14 protein-coding genes are annotated in these 14630 nt (G+C 74.2%); 8 read left to right on the forward strand and 6 right to left on the reverse strand.

Going from position 1 to position 14630, the window contains the following annotated elements; genetic code table 11:
- Nucleotides 1-14: 14 nt before the first annotated feature.
- On the reverse strand, nucleotides 15-128 hold the full coding sequence (locus tag ACWCXC_RS10280) for a putative leader peptide (RefSeq protein ID WP_450887955.1): 114 nt from the start codon (nucleotides 126-128) through the stop codon (nucleotides 15-17).
- A gap of 170 nt (nucleotides 129-298) precedes the next feature.
- Entirely contained in the window at nucleotides 299-751 is a 453-nt protein-coding gene (locus ACWCXC_RS10285) for a flavodoxin family protein (RefSeq protein ID WP_450686018.1), read from the reverse strand.
- A gap of 164 nt (nucleotides 752-915) precedes the next feature.
- Here ACWCXC_RS10285 and ACWCXC_RS10290 point away from each other — a divergent pair, with 164 nt between their 5' ends.
- The 3 genes from ACWCXC_RS10290 (at nucleotide 916) to ACWCXC_RS10300 (ending at nucleotide 4761) form a co-directional block, all read left to right on the forward strand.
- Nucleotides 916-2085, forward strand: a complete 1170-nt coding sequence (locus ACWCXC_RS10290) for a four-carbon acid sugar kinase family protein (protein WP_450887957.1) — start codon at nucleotides 916-918, stop codon at nucleotides 2083-2085.
- Nucleotides 2086-2305: 220 nt separating this feature from the next.
- Nucleotides 2306-3736, forward strand: coding sequence for a Gfo/Idh/MocA family protein (locus ACWCXC_RS10295; protein WP_450686339.1), 1431 nt, complete (start codon nucleotides 2306-2308; stop codon nucleotides 3734-3736).
- A 23-nt stretch (nucleotides 3737-3759) separates the two neighbouring features.
- A complete protein-coding gene (locus ACWCXC_RS10300) occupies nucleotides 3760-4761 on the forward strand; it encodes an NEW3 domain-containing protein (RefSeq protein WP_450887959.1) in 1002 nt (333 codons plus the stop codon).
- An 82-nt stretch (nucleotides 4762-4843) separates the two neighbouring features.
- Here the strand turns inward: ACWCXC_RS10300 and gap are convergent, their stop codons facing one another.
- The 3 genes from gap to ACWCXC_RS10315 form a co-directional block, all read right to left on the reverse strand.
- The gene (gene gap / locus ACWCXC_RS10305; RefSeq protein ID WP_450686335.1) at nucleotides 4844-5842 is read right to left on the reverse strand and encodes a type I glyceraldehyde-3-phosphate dehydrogenase; all 999 of its coding nucleotides are present in this window, start codon (nucleotides 5840-5842) and stop codon (nucleotides 4844-4846) included.
- Nucleotides 5843-5948: 106 nt separating this feature from the next.
- Nucleotides 5949-6905 carry a GlxA family transcriptional regulator gene (locus tag ACWCXC_RS10310; RefSeq protein ID WP_450887961.1) on the reverse strand — a complete coding sequence of 319 codons (957 nt, stop codon included), beginning with the start codon at nucleotides 6903-6905 and terminating at the stop codon, nucleotides 5949-5951.
- Nucleotides 6906-7066: 161 nt separating this feature from the next.
- Complete coding sequence (locus ACWCXC_RS10315) at nucleotides 7067-8476, reverse strand: aminopeptidase P family protein (RefSeq protein WP_450686308.1); 1410 nt, start codon at nucleotides 8474-8476, stop codon at nucleotides 7067-7069.
- Between the two features lie 398 nt (nucleotides 8477-8874).
- Here ACWCXC_RS10315 and ACWCXC_RS10320 point away from each other — a divergent pair, with 398 nt between their 5' ends.
- A complete protein-coding gene (locus ACWCXC_RS10320) occupies nucleotides 8875-9858 on the forward strand; it encodes a LuxR family transcriptional regulator (RefSeq protein WP_450887963.1) in 984 nt (327 codons plus the stop codon).
- Between the two features lie 42 nt (nucleotides 9859-9900).
- On the opposite strand, the gene ACWCXC_RS10325 is transcribed toward ACWCXC_RS10320, so the two are convergent.
- A complete protein-coding gene (locus tag ACWCXC_RS10325; protein ID WP_450887965.1) occupies nucleotides 9901-11712 on the reverse strand; it encodes an ABC transporter ATP-binding protein in 1812 nt (603 codons plus the stop codon).
- Nucleotides 11713-12094: 382 nt separating this feature from the next.
- On the opposite strand from ACWCXC_RS10325, the gene ACWCXC_RS10330 reads away from it, so the two are divergent.
- From ACWCXC_RS10330 to ACWCXC_RS10345, 4 genes are all read left to right on the forward strand, one after another.
- Nucleotides 12095-12658 (forward strand): NUDIX domain-containing protein, encoded by a 564-nt coding sequence (locus tag ACWCXC_RS10330; protein ID WP_450887967.1) that lies wholly within the window; start codon nucleotides 12095-12097, stop codon nucleotides 12656-12658.
- 73 nt (nucleotides 12659-12731) lie between these two features.
- Nucleotides 12732-13031 carry a DUF1905 domain-containing protein gene (locus ACWCXC_RS10335; RefSeq protein ID WP_450686107.1) on the forward strand — a complete coding sequence of 100 codons (300 nt, stop codon included), beginning with the start codon at nucleotides 12732-12734 and terminating at the stop codon, nucleotides 13029-13031.
- Between the two features lie 44 nt (nucleotides 13032-13075).
- The gene (locus tag ACWCXC_RS10340; protein ID WP_450888159.1) at nucleotides 13076-13858 is read left to right on the forward strand and encodes a phosphotransferase; all 783 of its coding nucleotides are present in this window, start codon (nucleotides 13076-13078) and stop codon (nucleotides 13856-13858) included.
- A 98-nt stretch (nucleotides 13859-13956) separates the two neighbouring features.
- Nucleotides 13957-14517, forward strand: a complete 561-nt coding sequence (locus ACWCXC_RS10345) for a DinB family protein (protein WP_450887969.1) — start codon at nucleotides 13957-13959, stop codon at nucleotides 14515-14517.
- Nucleotides 14518-14630: the final 113 nt, after the last annotated feature.

Consider the following 14630-nt stretch of genomic DNA (forward strand, 5'->3'; position numbering starts at 1 on the left):
GTCGGGGGTACGGATCAGGGGCGACAGAGCGCGGCGGACACGCGCTGGAGGTCGATGTGCGGGCGGGAGTACAGGTGGACGCGGTGGCGGGGCACGAGCGCGACGGCGGGCGGCCGGGACTCGGGCATGACCGTCGCCTCCCCTCCTGACTCGGGACCTGTCCGGAACGCTACGCGCGACGGCGTCGCCGCGCAATGGTCCCGGATCATGGTCACGGCGGTCGCCGCACCGGTCACAACAGCGCGTCGGTGCGCGTTTGTTCCGGCCCGCCGCCCCGGATCCCTCGGGTGACCGGGCGTCAGTCCGCCAGGCCGGCGGCCAGGGTGGCGCCCAGCTCCCAGCACGCCTCGATGTCGGCCTTCGCGGGTTCGCCGGTGACCTCCACGGTGGCCGCCGCCCGCCGCCAGCCCAGACCCGTGGTGACCGAGTCGACGGCGCGCACGGCGCCGGTGACGTCGTTGCCGCCGTGCACGTAGTACCCGAAGGGGCGGCCGCGCGTGGCGTCCAGGCAAGGGTAGTAGATCTGGTCGAAGAAGTGCTTGAGGGCGCCGGACATGTAGCCGAGATTGGCGGGGGTGCCGAGCAGGACGCCGTCGGCGGCGAGGACGTCCGAGGCCGTGGCGGCGAGCGCCGGGCGCCGCTCCACGCGGACCCCTTCGATCCCGTCGGCCGTCGCTCCGGCGAGCACGGCTTCCAGGAGGGCCTGGCAGTTCGGCGAGGGCGTGTGATGAACGATCAGGAGAGTGGCCACACCCCGGAACCCTGCCGTGCCGGCCGCCCGCCCGCAAGCGCCCCCGCCGCGCGCGACCTGGGCGTTGTCCGGGACCGGCCGGTCGTCGATCATGGGCCGGACAGCGGCCGGAGGCCGGTCCCCCGGTGGCCGGCGGCGGGCCGGACGGATCCGGAGGGGGACGCATGGCATCCCGTACGACGCATCGCCAGGACATCGCCGTGCTGGCCGACGACCTCACGAGCGCGGGGGACGGGGCGGCGCCGTTCCGTCGCGGCGGCCATCCGGCGCGGATCGTGCTCTCCGCGGCGTCGGAGGCGGGCCCGGTCACGGGTGGTGCCGGGGTGACGGCGGTCGATCTGGCGACCAGGCTGCTGGACACGGAGGCGGCCGCCGCGCGGGCGGAACGGGCGGCGCGCGCCTTCGCCGGCTCCCCGGTGCTGCTCAAGACGGTCGACTCGACGCTGCGCGGGCATGTGGCGGCGGAGATCCGGGCGGCGTGGGCGGGTTCGGGGCGGCGGGCCGTCGTCCTCGCCCCGGCCTTCCCGGCGGAGGGCCGGGTGACGGTCGACGCGGTGCAGTACGTCGGCGGGGTGCCGGTGCACCGGAGCGCGTACGCCGACGACCCCGCGCATCCCGTGCGGTGCGCGGACCTGCGGACGCTGTTCCCCGAGGCGGCGCACCTCGCGCCGGGGCGGGTGCCCGCTCCGCCGGGGGCGACGGGCGGGGGCGGGCTGTTCATCTGTTCGGCCGCGACGGACGCGGACCTCGACCGCCTGGTGGCGGCGGTGCCGAACCCGATGGAGGTCCTGTGGGCCGGTTCCCCCGGGCTCGCGCAGGCGCTCGCCCGCCGGTTCCCGGGCGGCGGCCCGGCCGCTCCCCCGCCCCCTCCGGCCCGCCGCCCGCTGGTGGTCGCGGGCAGCGCCAATCCGGTCACCCGGCTCCAGGTGGAGGCGCTGCACCGCCGGGGCGGCGCGGCGGGCGTCGTCGCCGGTGACGACGCCGGGGCCGCGGTGGCCGCGCTGCGCGCGCTGACCGCCCGCGTGCTCACCCTGCGCACCCCGGACGAGCGCCGCACCCCCGGCGCGGCGCGGGCGCTCGCCCGGACGCTGGCCTCGGCCGCCGGGGCGCTGGCCGCGGAGGGGCTGGTGGACGCGCTGGTCGTCACCGGCGGGGAGACCGCCGCGACCGTGCTGCCGGCGCTCGGGATCGACGGGCTGGATCTGATCGACGAGCCCGAACCGGGTGTCGCCCGCGCCACCCCGCACGGGCGCCCCGGCTTCACCGTGCTGATCAAGGCGGGCGGATTCGGGGACGAGGAGGCACTGGTGCGGCTGTGCCGCCCGGGGGCGTAGCGGCCCCGCCCGTCCGAGCGGCCTGTGTCCGTCCCGGTCGGCCGACGTTTCCGGGGTGCTGACGTGACACCACCCGTGCTCGGCACACATCACGACGGTCGCCCCCTGCACGCTAATGCTCGAAAGTCGGCCCCGATGAACAACTATTGACATGTCACGGTCGTTCCCGCGAGAGTCGTCCCGCCAGTGATGCCGGTCTCGTCATGAGGAGCGTTGCCGCATGCCCGAAATCCCTGAAATCTCACGCCGTTCGGTCCTGGGAGGAACACTGGCCACGGGGGCGCTCGCCGTCGGCCTCGGATCGGCGGCCCCGGCGTCGGCGGCCCCGGCGACCGCCGCCGTGCCGCGCCGGGCGGCCGGTCAGAAGTCCATGATCGGCGTCCCCTTCGAGGCGTACGACACGGTCCGGGTCGGTGTCATCGGGCTCGGCAACCGCGGTTCGGGGATGACGACCGGCTGGGCCGCCGTCCCCGGCGCCGTCGTGACGGCCGTCTGCGACATCCGCGCCGACCGCGCCACGCGCACCGCCGACCGGCTGGTGGCGGCCGGGAAGCCGCGCCCCGCGGAGTTCGGCGGGTCCGCCGACAGCTACGCGCAGATGCTGAAGCGCGACGACATCGACCTCGTGTACATCGCGACCCCGTGGGAGTTCCACTACCCGCAGGGCAAGGCGGCCCTCCTGGCGGGCAAGCACGTCGTCGTCGAACTCCCCATCGCGACCGAACTCGACGAGCTGTGGGACCTCGTGGACACCTCGGAGCGCACCCGCCGCAACCTGATGCTCTCCGAGAACTGCAGCTACGGCCGCAACGAGCTGGCGATGCTCAAGATGGCCCACGAGGGCCTGTTCGGGGAGCTGACCAACGGTCACGGCGGCTACATGCACGATCTGCGCGCGCTGCTGTTCTCCGACACGTACTACACCGACTCCTGGCGCCGGCTCTGGCACACCCGCTCCACCGCCTCCTTCTACGCCATGCACGGCCTCGCCCCGATCGCCGCGGCCATGGACATCAACCGGGGCGACCGCATGACCACGCTCACCGCGACCGCGACCGCGCCGAAGGGGCTCGCCGACTACCGAGAGCGCTTCATGCCGGCGTCGCACCCGTCGTGGAAGGAGACGTACGTCAACGGGGATCTGGTCACCTGCCAGATACGGACGGCGCAGGGCCGGACCATCCGGGCCGAGCACGCGGTGAGCGCGCCGCGCCCGTACAGCAGGATCAACACGCTCGTCGGCAGCCGGGGCATCTTCGAGGACTACGCGGGGGACGGGCCGACCGGTGCCCGGATCTACGTCGAGCCCGACCACAGCGGCGACTACTGGCGCGACTTCGACGCCTATCTCAAGGAGTTCGACCACTGGCTCTGGAAGAAGATCGGTGACGACGCCGCGAACAACGGCGGCCACGGCGGCATGGACTACGTCCTCCAGTGGCGCACGGTCCAGCTGATGCGGGCCGGTCTCGTGCCCGACATCGACGTGTACGACTCCGCCTCGTGGTGCGCCCCGGTGCCGCTGAGCGTGATGTCCCTCGCCGCGAAGGGGCGTCCGGTGGACGTCCCGGACTTCACCCGCGGCTCCTGGGTGAATCTGCGCACCGGTCTCGACTCCCGCACCACCGAGATGCCCCCCGTCGTCCGATGAACGCCCCCGCGAAGGAGCACGCCATGAGACCGGCCCGACTGATCGCCCCGCTGCGCGCCGCCGCCGTGGCAGCCGCCGTCCTGCTCGTCCCCGCCCAGGCGGCCACCGCCGCGCCCGCCGCACCCGCCGCCGCGTCCGCTCCGGGCACCGAGGTCACCGTCTCGGCCGTGGACCTGGACGGACCCGCCGTCTCCGAGGTGGAGGTCACCGTCCGCAACACGGCCCCGCAGCGCCTGCGTTCACTGACGGTGTCCTTCCGCGGTCCGGTCGGCTGGGCGGTCCAGCCGGCCGTGCGGAGCGTGTCCGGGTCCCTGGCGACCGGCACCTCGGCGTCCACGACCTTCCGGATCCAGGTGCCGGAGAAGCGCTCCGGGTTCGTGATCCGCACGTTCACCGCGACGGCGACGTACCAGGGAGGTGACGGCCTCGGCACGGCCACCGGCACCCGCACCGAACGCTCCGGCGCGCCGCAGGCGAACCTGGCCGCCGCGTACAACGCGGTCGCGATCACCGACGAGGCGGACCCGAAGCCGGGCAACTACGACGGCGAGGGCAACAGCTTCTCCGCCCAGAAGCTCGCCGCCGTCGGTCTCACCCCCGGCGCCCGGGTCGAGGCCCTGGGCGCCGAGCTGACCTGGCCGGACGTGCCCGCCGGCACCAAGGACAACGTGTCGAGCGCCGGACAGGCGGTCGCCCTCCCGGGCCGGGGCTCCGCGCTGGTGTTCCTGGGGTCCGGCGTCGGCAGCGGGGCCACGGGCAGCGCCACCGTGTACTACACCGACGGGACCACGACGACCGGCTCGTTCGGCTTCCCGAACTGGTCGTTCGACCCGGCCGACGCCCACGGCGCCACCCTGGTCGCCTCCACGGACGGCCGCAACCGGCCCGACGGGTACGGCAACGCGACGGTGAAGTACCGCGTCTTCGCGCACTCCGTCCCGCTGCACCCGGACAGGACCGTGGACTTCGTGGTCCTGCCCGCCAACGGGAACGTGCACCTCTTCGCCATGGCGATCGCCCCCTGACGGCGGCGAGGCCGTCCGCCGCACCCGGTCGCGGGCGCGGCGGACGGCCTCGGGACGCTCGCCGGGCGGGCTGCGCCGGGGCTCAGCCCCGGGCGAGGAGCTGGAGCGTGTCGATGACGCGGTTGGAGAAGCCCCACTCGTTGTCGTACCAGGCGACGACCTTGACGTGACGGCCCTCGACCCGGGTCAGCGCCGAGTCGAAGATCGACGAGGCAGGGTTGCCGGTGATGTCGGAGGAGACCAGGGCGTCCTCGGAGTACTCCAGGACCCCGGCGAGCGGGCCTTCGGCCGCCGCGCGGTAGGCCGCCAGCACGTCCTCGCGGGTCACGTCCCGGGCGACGGTGGTGTTCAGCTCCACGATCGAGCCGACCGGTACGGGCACCCGGATCGAGTCCCCGGACAGCTTGCCGTCGAGGTTCGGCAGGACCAGGCCGATCGCCTTGGCGGCACCGGTCGTGGTCGGCACGATGTTGACCCCGGCCGCGCGGGCCCGGCGCGGGTCGCGGTGCGGGCCGTCCTGGAGGTTCTGCTCCTGGGTGTAGGCGTGCACGGTCGTCATGAACCCGTGCTCGATCCCGGCGAGTTCGTCGAGGACGGCGGCCAGGGGGGCGAGCGCGTTGGTGGTGCAGGACGCGTTCGACACGATCGTGTGCAGTTCCGGGTCGTACGCGTCGGTGTTGACGCCGTACGCGAGCGTCACGTCGGCACCGTCGGACGGAGCGCTGACGAGCACCTTCCTCGCACCCGCGTCCAGGTGGGCGCGGGCCGCCTTCGCCGAGGTGAAGCGGCCGGTGGCCTCCAGGACGATGTCGACGTCCAGAGCCTTCCAGGGCAGCTTCGCCGGCTCGCGCTCGGCGACCACGGTGATGCGGTGCCCGTCGACCACGAGGACGTCGCCGTCCAGGCTCACGGGCCGGCCGAGCCGGCCGGACGTGGAGTCGAAGGCGAGCAGCCGGGCCAGGGCGGCGGGCTCGGTGAGGTCGTTGACGGCGACGACCTCCAGGTCGGTGTCGCGCTCCAGCAGGGCGCGCAGCACATTGCGTCCGATGCGGCCGAATCCGTTGATGGCGATGCGAGTCATGAGCGATGTCCCTTCGTTTCGTCACCCAGGTTCGCTCGGAAGACGCCGCCCCGGCAGCGGCGTGGGCGCCACGGTTCGAAAGGATCCCGCCAGGCGTCCGCCGGGCTCATTCGGCGCGCGCGAAGGTCCGCCGGTACTCGCTCGGTGTGGTGCCCAGGATGCGCTGGAAGTGCAGGCGGAGGTTGGTTCCGGTGCCGAGTCCGGTCTCGGCGGCGATCTGCTCGACGCTGTGCTCCGAGCGCTCCAGGAGTTCGCGGGCCCGGTCGACGCGGGCCCGCATGACCCACTGCATGGGGGTGTAGCCGGTGTCCTCGACGAAGCGGCGGGACAGGGTGCGCGGGGAGACGGCCGCGTGCCGGGCGAGGGCGTCGAGGGTGAGCTGTTCGCCGAGCCGGTGCAGCGCCCATTCGCGGGTGGCGGCGAAGCGTTCGCCGAGGGGTTCGGGGACGCTGCGGGGGACGTACTGGGCCTGGCCGCCGCTGCGGTAGGGGGCCGCGACCAGCCGGCGGGCGGCGTGGTTGGACGCCGCGACGCCGAGGTCGCCGCGCAGGATGTGCAGGCACAGGTCGATGCCGGACGCGGCCCCGGCCGAGGTGAGGACGGCGCCCTCGTCGACGAAGAGCACGTTCTCGTCGACCCGGATCAGCGGGTGCTTGGCCGCCAGGGCCCGTGCGTAGTGCCAGTGCGTGGTGGCGCGCCGGCCGTCCAGCAGTCCGGTGGCGGCGAGGGCGAAGGCCCCCGTCGAGATCGCGGCGAGCCGGGCGCCCCGCGCGTGGGCGGCGACGAGCGCGTCCACGACGGCCCGCGGCGGGTCGTCGCGGTCCGGGCGGCGGTAGCCGGGGATGAAGACGATGTCGGCCCACTCCAGCGCGTCGAGGCCGTCGGCGACGTGGTACGAGAGTCCGTCGCCTCCGGTGACCAGGCCGGGTGCGGCGCCGCACACCCGGACCTCGTACGGCATGCTCGCGCGGGTCGTGAACACCTGCGCGGGGATTCCGACGTCGAGCGGTTTCGCGCCCTCCAGGACGAGGACGGCGGCGCGGTGCAGACGGTGGGCGGACACGGGGCCAGCGTACGAGTCGCCCGGCGGGGCGGGCGACCGGGCCGGAACGGTCCTGCCGCCCCGGCCCGTCAGCCCTCGCCCCCAGCCCCCGGCCGCCGGCTCGCGGACGCCGGCCCCCGTCCCCGGGGCCCGGCCCTCGGTCGGCCGCCCGGGGGCCGGGCTCATCCGGCGTGGCGGGCCATCCACGCCTCGACCTCGTCGGCGGACCGGGGCAGGGCCGCCGACAGGTTCTCGTGGCCGTCGGCGGTGACCACCAGGTCGTCCTCGATCCGGACGCCGATGCCGCGCCACTCCTCGGGCACGGTCAGGTCGTCGCGCTGGAAGTACAGTCCGGGCTCGACCGTGAGGACCATGCCGGGCTCCAGGACGCCGTCGACGTACTCCTCGCAGCGGGCGGCGGCGCAGTCGTGGACGTCCAGGCCGAGCATGTGGCCGGTGCCCGCCATGGTGAAGCGCCGCTGGAGGCCCAGTTCGTACGCGCGGTCGGCCGGTCCCTCGATGAAGCCCCAGTCGACGAGGCGTCCGGCGAGGTGGCGCTGGGCGGCCTCGTGGAAGTCCCGGTAGGCGGCGCCCGGCTTGACGGCCGCGAATCCGGCCTCCTGCGCCTCGTGCACCGCGTCGTAGACCGTGCGCTGGACGGGGGTGAACGTGCCGCTGATCGGCAGGGTGCGGGTGACGTCGGCGGTGTAGAGGGTGTGGGTCTCCACCCCGGCGTCCAGCAGCAGCAGTTCTCCGGGACGGACGGGTCCGTCGTTGTCCGTCCAGTGCATGATCGTGGCGTGGTCGCCCGCCGCGCAGATGGTGCCGTAGCCGACGGAGTTGCCTTCGAGGCGGGCGCGGCGCAGGAAGGTGCCCTCGATCCAGCGCTCGGAGGAGGCGACGGCGGTGGAGAGTTCGGCGACGGCGTCGGTGAAGCCGCGCACGGTGGAGTCGACGGCCTTGCGGAGTTCGCCCAGCTCCCAGTCGTCCTTGACGAGGCGCAGACCGCTCAGGGCCTCCTCCAGTTCGGCGTCACGGTCCGCGTCGGTGCGCAGGGCCGCCTCCAGGACGGGGTCGACGCCCCGGACGACGCGGGTGGGCGTGTCGGAGGCGGCGAGGTCGTCGGCGGCGGTGCGGACGTCGCGGCAGGGCAGGCCGAGAACGCGTTCCGCCTCGGCCAGCGAGCGGCGCCGGCCCATCCACAGCTCCGCCGTGGGCCCGGTCCAGAACTCGTCGTCGTCCCGGCTGTCCCTCGGCAGCTGGAAGCAGTAGGCGTCGTGTCCGCCGTCGGCGCGCGGCTCCAGGACGAGGGCGCCGTCGCGGGCCCGGTCGCCCGTCATGTGGACGTAGCCGGAGTAGGGGCGGAAGGGGTACGGGTCGTCGTTGGACCGGGTCTTGAGGCGCCCGGCGGGCACGACGAGGCGTTCGCCGGGGAAGCGCGCGGAGAGGGCCGCCCGCCGGCGGGCGGCGTACGGGGCCTGCTCGTCGGGGGCCAGGTCGTGCCGCTCGGTGTCCGCCCAGCCGGTCCGCATCAGCGCGGACAGCTCCGGCGAGATCTCCGGGTAGAGGCGGTTCTTCCGGCCTTTCGCCACGTCTTGCTCCTTCGTCGCATCGGTCTCCTGCGGCGCGGGACGGGTCGGGGGCCCGGTGGGCGCCGGTGGGGCGCGGCCGGGCCGTTCCCGACGGGTCCGGGGCGCGCCCGGTGGGTGCGCTCGCCGTCGCCGGTCGTCGGCTCCCGGAGGCTATCGGCCGTTCCGGCCCCGTGGCGCCCGATCGTGCCAGTGGCACCGATCGGCCGTCGGAGGTCACCGTTCCGGTGGACCGCCGGGCTCGTGGAGGGCGCGGGCGGCTTCGTCGGGGCGGGTCGGCCGGGAGGCGTACCGGCGCCGGGGCCCATGGTGACGGGGGTGTGGGGCGGGGGCCGGGACGGATCGGGGCCGGTGGCGGGCGTCGTCGGGAGAGGGCCCCGGGAGGCGTCATAGTGGCGCCCATGACGAACGAGAGACTCGGCGAGGCGCTGCGGCTCCTGGGCATCGACGGGCCGGCGCGCCGGGTGTATCTGGCGCTGCTGGAGCGGGCGCCCGCCCCGTTGGAGGCGATCGGGGAGGCGGCCGGTCTGGAGGGCGCCGAGCTGGCGGAGGCGTACGCCGCGCTGGTGGACGCCGGGCTGGCGGGGGCGGCGGACGGGGCGGGCGCGGTGGTGGTCCCGGTGCCGCCCGCGGCGGGGCTCGACGTGCTGGCCCGGCACCGGGCGGCCGAGGTCGAGGAGTCGCGGATCGCGGTCGGCGGAGCGTTCGACGCGTTCCGGCGGCAGCGGCTGGCGGCCTCCCCCGGCGATCTGGTGGAGGTGGTGACCGGGGACGCGGTCGGGCCGAGGATCCGGCAGGCGTGGGCGAGCGCGCGGGAGCAGATCCGGCAGTTCGAGTCCCCGCCCTACGTCCCGCTGCCCGGCGCCACCGAGGACGCCCTGGCGACCCTGGCGCGCGGGGTGACGCAGCGGGTCGTGTACTCGCGCGCGTCCCTGGAGCATCCGGGGCACCTCAGGGACGTCATCGAGCCGTGCGTCCGGGCCGGGGAGCAGGCGCGGGTACTGCCGTCGGTGCCGGTCAAGCTGGTGATCATCGACGACGCGTACGCGCTGGTCTCGCTGTCGATCCGGGAGGCCGACGTGCACCACACGATGCTGGTGGTCCGGCCGTGCGGGCTGTTCTCGGCGCTGGTGGCACTGTTCGAGCAGTCCTGGACCGGCGCCCTGCCGTTCCACGGGCGCACCGCCCGGCCAGGTGGCCTCGCCCCGGCGGACCGGCGGCTGCTGTGGCTGCTGGCGGGCGGGGCGAGCGACGAGGTGATCGCCCGGGAGCTGGGCGTCAGCCGGCGCACGCTCTTCCGCCGGCTGTCGACGCTGATGGCGCGGCTCGGCGCGGCGAACCGTTTCCAGATGGCCCTGCGGGCCCAGCGCTCGGGCTGGCTGTGAACGGGTCCGGCGCGGCGGACGGACCGCCGCGCCGGGCCGGGTTCAGCGCGCCGCGGCGGGCTGGCCGGGGTCGTCGAGGAAGCCGCCGGACTGGTGCTGCCAGAGCTTGGCGTACGCCCCGTCGGTGGCGAGCAGTTCGTGGTGCGAGCCCTGTTCGACGATGCGGCCCCGGTCCAGGACCACCAGTCGGTCCATGGAGGCCACGGTGGAGAGCCGGTGGGCCACGACGAGGGCCGTCCGTCCCTCCATCAGCCGCCACAGCGCCTCCTGGACCAGGATCTCGCTCTCGGAGTCCAGGGCGCTGGTGGCCTCGTCGAGCAGCAGGATCGGCGCGTCGCGCAGGATGGCGCGGGCGAGGGCGACGCGCTGGCGCTGTCCGCCGGAGAGCTTGATGCCGCGCTCCCCCACCATGGTGTCGAAGCCCTCGGGGAGCGCGTCGGCGAACTCGGTGACGTGCGCCGCCTTGGCCGCGCGGCGGATCTCGGCCTCGGTGGCGTCGGGCCGGGCGAAGGCGATGTTCTCCCGGAGGGTCCGGTGGAACATCGCCGGGTCCTGCGGAACGTAAGCGATCTGCGCGCGCACGTCGGCCTGGCGCATCCGGCTGATGTCCTGGCCGCCGATGAGGATGCGGCCGCCGTCGACGTCCGACATCCGCAGCAGGAGCCGGCTGAGCGTGGTCTTGCCGCCGCCGGACCGGCCGACGAGGCCGATCTTGGTCCCGCCGGGCACATCGAGGTCCAGCGACTCGAAGAGCGGCCCCGCGCCGGGGTGGGCGAAGGTCACCCGCTCGAAGCGGACGTCGGCGGAGCGGGTGAGCAGCGGTTCGGGGTGCTCGGGGTCGGTCAGCGAGGGCGGGGTCAGCAGCAGTTCGGTGAACTGGGCGGCCTCCGTCATCGAGCTCTCCAGCCGCCGGTAGATCTGGTTGAACTCGAACATGATCCGGGTGGCGTTGGAGTAGTAGGTGAAGGCGACGACGACGGCCTCCACGCCGTTGCCCCCACCCCCGAGGGCGACCGCGAGCAGCAGGCCCAGGGCGTTGGTCAGCACGGACATGGGCGCGACGAAAGTGTCGATGCGCAGATTGCCGTAGTCCCACGACCTCAGCGTGAGCCGGCGCGATTCGGCGACGCGTGAGCGGTGCTCGGCGGCCTCGCGCCGTTCGGCGGCGAAGGCCCTGACCGTGTCCATGTTCATCAGGCTGTCGGCGACATGGCCGGAGACCCGGGCGATGGCCTCCTCGCGCCGGGCGACGAGGGCCTGCCGGCGCCGGATCAGCGGGGCGACGCAGACCCCGGTCACCAGGATCATCGTCAGCAGTCCGACGACGAGGAGCGGTTCGTAGCGCCACAGCACCACGGAGCCGAAGATCAGCGGGACGAGGCTGCCGACGACGGAGAAGGTCAGTGTGTCGATGAACTCCTCGAAGCGGGAGGCGAAGCTCAGGACCCGCTTGGTCAGCGATCCGGCGAAGTTGTCGTGGAAGAACGTGGCGTCCTTGGCGTACAGCTCGTCCATGCCCTGGACGTAGAGGCTCTCGATGCCGAGCGCGTCCAGCCGGTTGAGGAAGTGCAGGCCGATGCGCCAGCAGGTCTCGGCGAGCAGCAGCACCACCGCGAAGCCGACGACGTAGGGGAGCATCGCGCGGACCGAGAGGCCGGAGTCGTCGGCGATCCGGCCGACGAGTTTCGCGACGACGAGCGGTGCGACGTAGCTGATCCCGATGTTGCCGAGCGCCGGGAGCAGCATCGCCGGCGCGGTCATCCGTTTTCGGCGGGTCAACTCCCGTCCGTAGTAGCGGAGTGCGAGGAGGACGGAGCCCTTGCGGGGCCCTCCGTGCGTCTGAGGCGTACCCATGCCAACCCTGTGTCGTCGTGCGGTGTGCCCACGCCCCGGGTGGGTCCCTCCGCCCACGGCGACGCGCCGGCAACGGCCCCCGCGCGGTCGGCGGCGGTGTGTCGGAGTGGGAGGGAGGAAGGTGGGCGATTCGCCCCAGTCTCCCGCCGTCGCGTCCGGCGAGTCCACGCGTTTTTACCGGCCACATTGCTTCCTGTCGTGGTGGCCGGTTCTGTGTGGTGGGGGCATCGGCCCCGGCGGGGCCGGGGGGGGCGTGAGGGGGCCGCACCGGCGGCGTGGACATCCGTTCGCCGCGTCCTCCCGTCCCGGCCGTTACCGGCCTTTTTGTACGGGCGTTCACAGGGTGCCGGAACCCTGGCCCGGACCGACGATCGGAGCTTCCATGCCCACCTCCCCGGTGCACGCGCCGCACCTGCCGCACCTTCCCCAGCAGCCCGACGGAGGGATCCCGGGCTGGCTGCCGCCGGAGGAGTACGCCGAGACGGTGCTGAAGGCCACCGCCTTCGCCTGTCTGTACTTCACCGACGAGGACGAACGGCCGCTCCAGCTCAGGGCGGTGTACTCGCGCAGCCACCCCTGGCAGCTGGTCGGCGGCACGATGGATCCGGGCGAGCGGCCGTGGGAGACGGCGCTGCGGGAGTGCCGGGAGGAGACCGGGATCGTCTTCGACGGTCCGCCCCGGCTGCTGGCCACGGTGTTCGGCCAGCCCGGGGCGGAATGGCCGTACGCGACCATCGGGTTCGTCTTCGACGGCGGGCGGCTCACCGGCGCGCAGCTCGACGCGGTCACCCTCGATCCGGCCGAGCACGACACCGCCCGGGTCCTTCCGCTGGCGCGGTGGCGCGGACTCATGCCCCGGAAGGACTTCGTCCGCCTGGAGGCGGTCGCGGAGGCCCGGCGTTCCGGGACGGCCGCCTACGTCGGTGCCTGGGACTGGGAGCGCTGAGGGCGGCGGACGGCGGCCCAATCCCGGTACGCTCGCGGGCTCCGGACCCTTCTCAACCGAGCGGATCGATCCCATGCACGTCGAGTTCACCGGCCGCGTCGTCGAATGGCGGGGCCCCTCGCCGTTCTTCTTCGCCACCGTGCCCGAGGAACAGGCCGCCGACATCCAGGAGGTGGCGGCGATGGCCACCTACGGCTGGGGTGCCGTGCCCGTCGAGGCACGGATCGGCGGTACCGCCTTCACGACCTCGCTGTTCCCCCGGGACGGCGGCTATCTGCTGCCGCTGAAGGCGGCGGTGCGCCGGTCGCAGGCGCTGGCGACCGGCGACGAGGTGAGCGTACGGATGACCGTCCGTCTCCCGGGTGCCCGGTGACCGGCACACCGGCCGGCGAAGACACCGAGCCGCTGACCGGCGGCATGGTGAACGCGGGCGCGGTGGTCCGCCGGGGCGACCTGGTGGAACGCCCGGCCCCCCGCTCGGCCCCCGCTCTCCACGCCCACCTCCACGCCCTGCGCGCACACGGCTTCGACGGGGCTCCGCTGCCCGTCGGCCCCGTGACGGACGGCCGGGAGCGGCTGACCTTCCTCCCTGGAGACGTCGCACTCCCCCCGTTCCCGTCCTGGGCGATGACGGAGGACGCCCTGCGCTCGGTCGGCGCACTGCTCCGCCGACTGCACGACGCCTCGGCCGACGTCCCGCTCGACACGCACGCCCCGTGGCCGGACGAGCTGTCCGACCCTCAGGGCGGCCCCCTGCTCTGCCACAACGACGTCTGCCCCGAGAACGTCGTCTTCCGCGACGGCCGCGCCGCCGCCCTGATCGACTTCGACCTGGCCGCCCCGGGCCGGCCGCTCTGGGACCTCGCGATGGCCGCCCTGTACTGGGCCCCCGCCGTCGACCCCGCGACGGGGGCCGGGACCTACCCCGAAGGGCTCGACGTACCGCGCAGGCTCCGCGTCCTCGCGGACGGCTACGGCCTCCCCGCGCCGGAGCGGGCCGCGCTGCCCCGGGTGATCGAGGAGGCCACCGCCGCCTGCCGGGCGTTCGTGGCCCGCAAGCTCGCCGACGGGGACCCCGCGTACACCCGCGTATGGGACGAACGCGGCGGCACCTGGGAACGCTGGGACCGCCGCCGGGCGTGGCTGGCGGAACACCGCGCGGTGTTCACGAAGGCGCTGGTCGAGGGCCTGGATGGGTAGACCGGGCGGCCGGGCGGGACCCCGGGCGCCCGGTCCTGTCCTCCCCCTCGCCGAAAACCTGTGGCCCTCCGCCCCCCGCGTCCGCGACGATGACCCGTATGAGCGACCGACCCGCACGCTGGACCAGCGCGACCGTCTATCCCGACATGTGGACGGATCCGGACAAGGATCCCCGTGAGCGCGACGGGCCGGGCCCGGAGGGGGAGGCGGAGACGCTGCGGGACTTCCTCGCGGACTACCGGCTGACGCTGCGGATGAAGTGCGAGGGGCTGGACGCGGAGCAGCTGGCGCGGCGGTCGGTTCCGCCGTCGACGATGTCGCTGCTCGGTCTGGTACGGCATCTGGCCGAGGTGGAGCGCGACTGGCGGAACTGGATCCGGGAGGAGGAGCGGCTGCCGCGGCTGTACGGTCCCAAGGACGCGGACTTCGACGGGGCGGTGGCCGATCCGGCCGCGGTCGAGTCGGCCTTCGCGGATCTGGCCCGCGAGCAGGCCGCGCTCGACGACGAACTGGCCGTCCACACCGACCTGGGGGTGCGGCTGGGGCGGGAGGAGATCGCGGTGCGGGAGCTGATGGTGCACCGGATCGACGAGTACGCCCGCCACTGCGGCCACGCCGATCTGCTGCGCGAATGCGTGGACGGACGGGTGGGTCAGTGAGCGGCGGGGGCCCCCGCCGCCCCGGGGGGCCCCCCCCCCCCCCCCCGCGGCCCCCCCCCCCCCCCGAGCGCGAGACCCAACAAGAAAAACACAAAAAAAAAAAAAATATAAAG

The sequence above is a fragment of the Streptomyces sp. NPDC001515 genome, assembly GCF_053597115.1.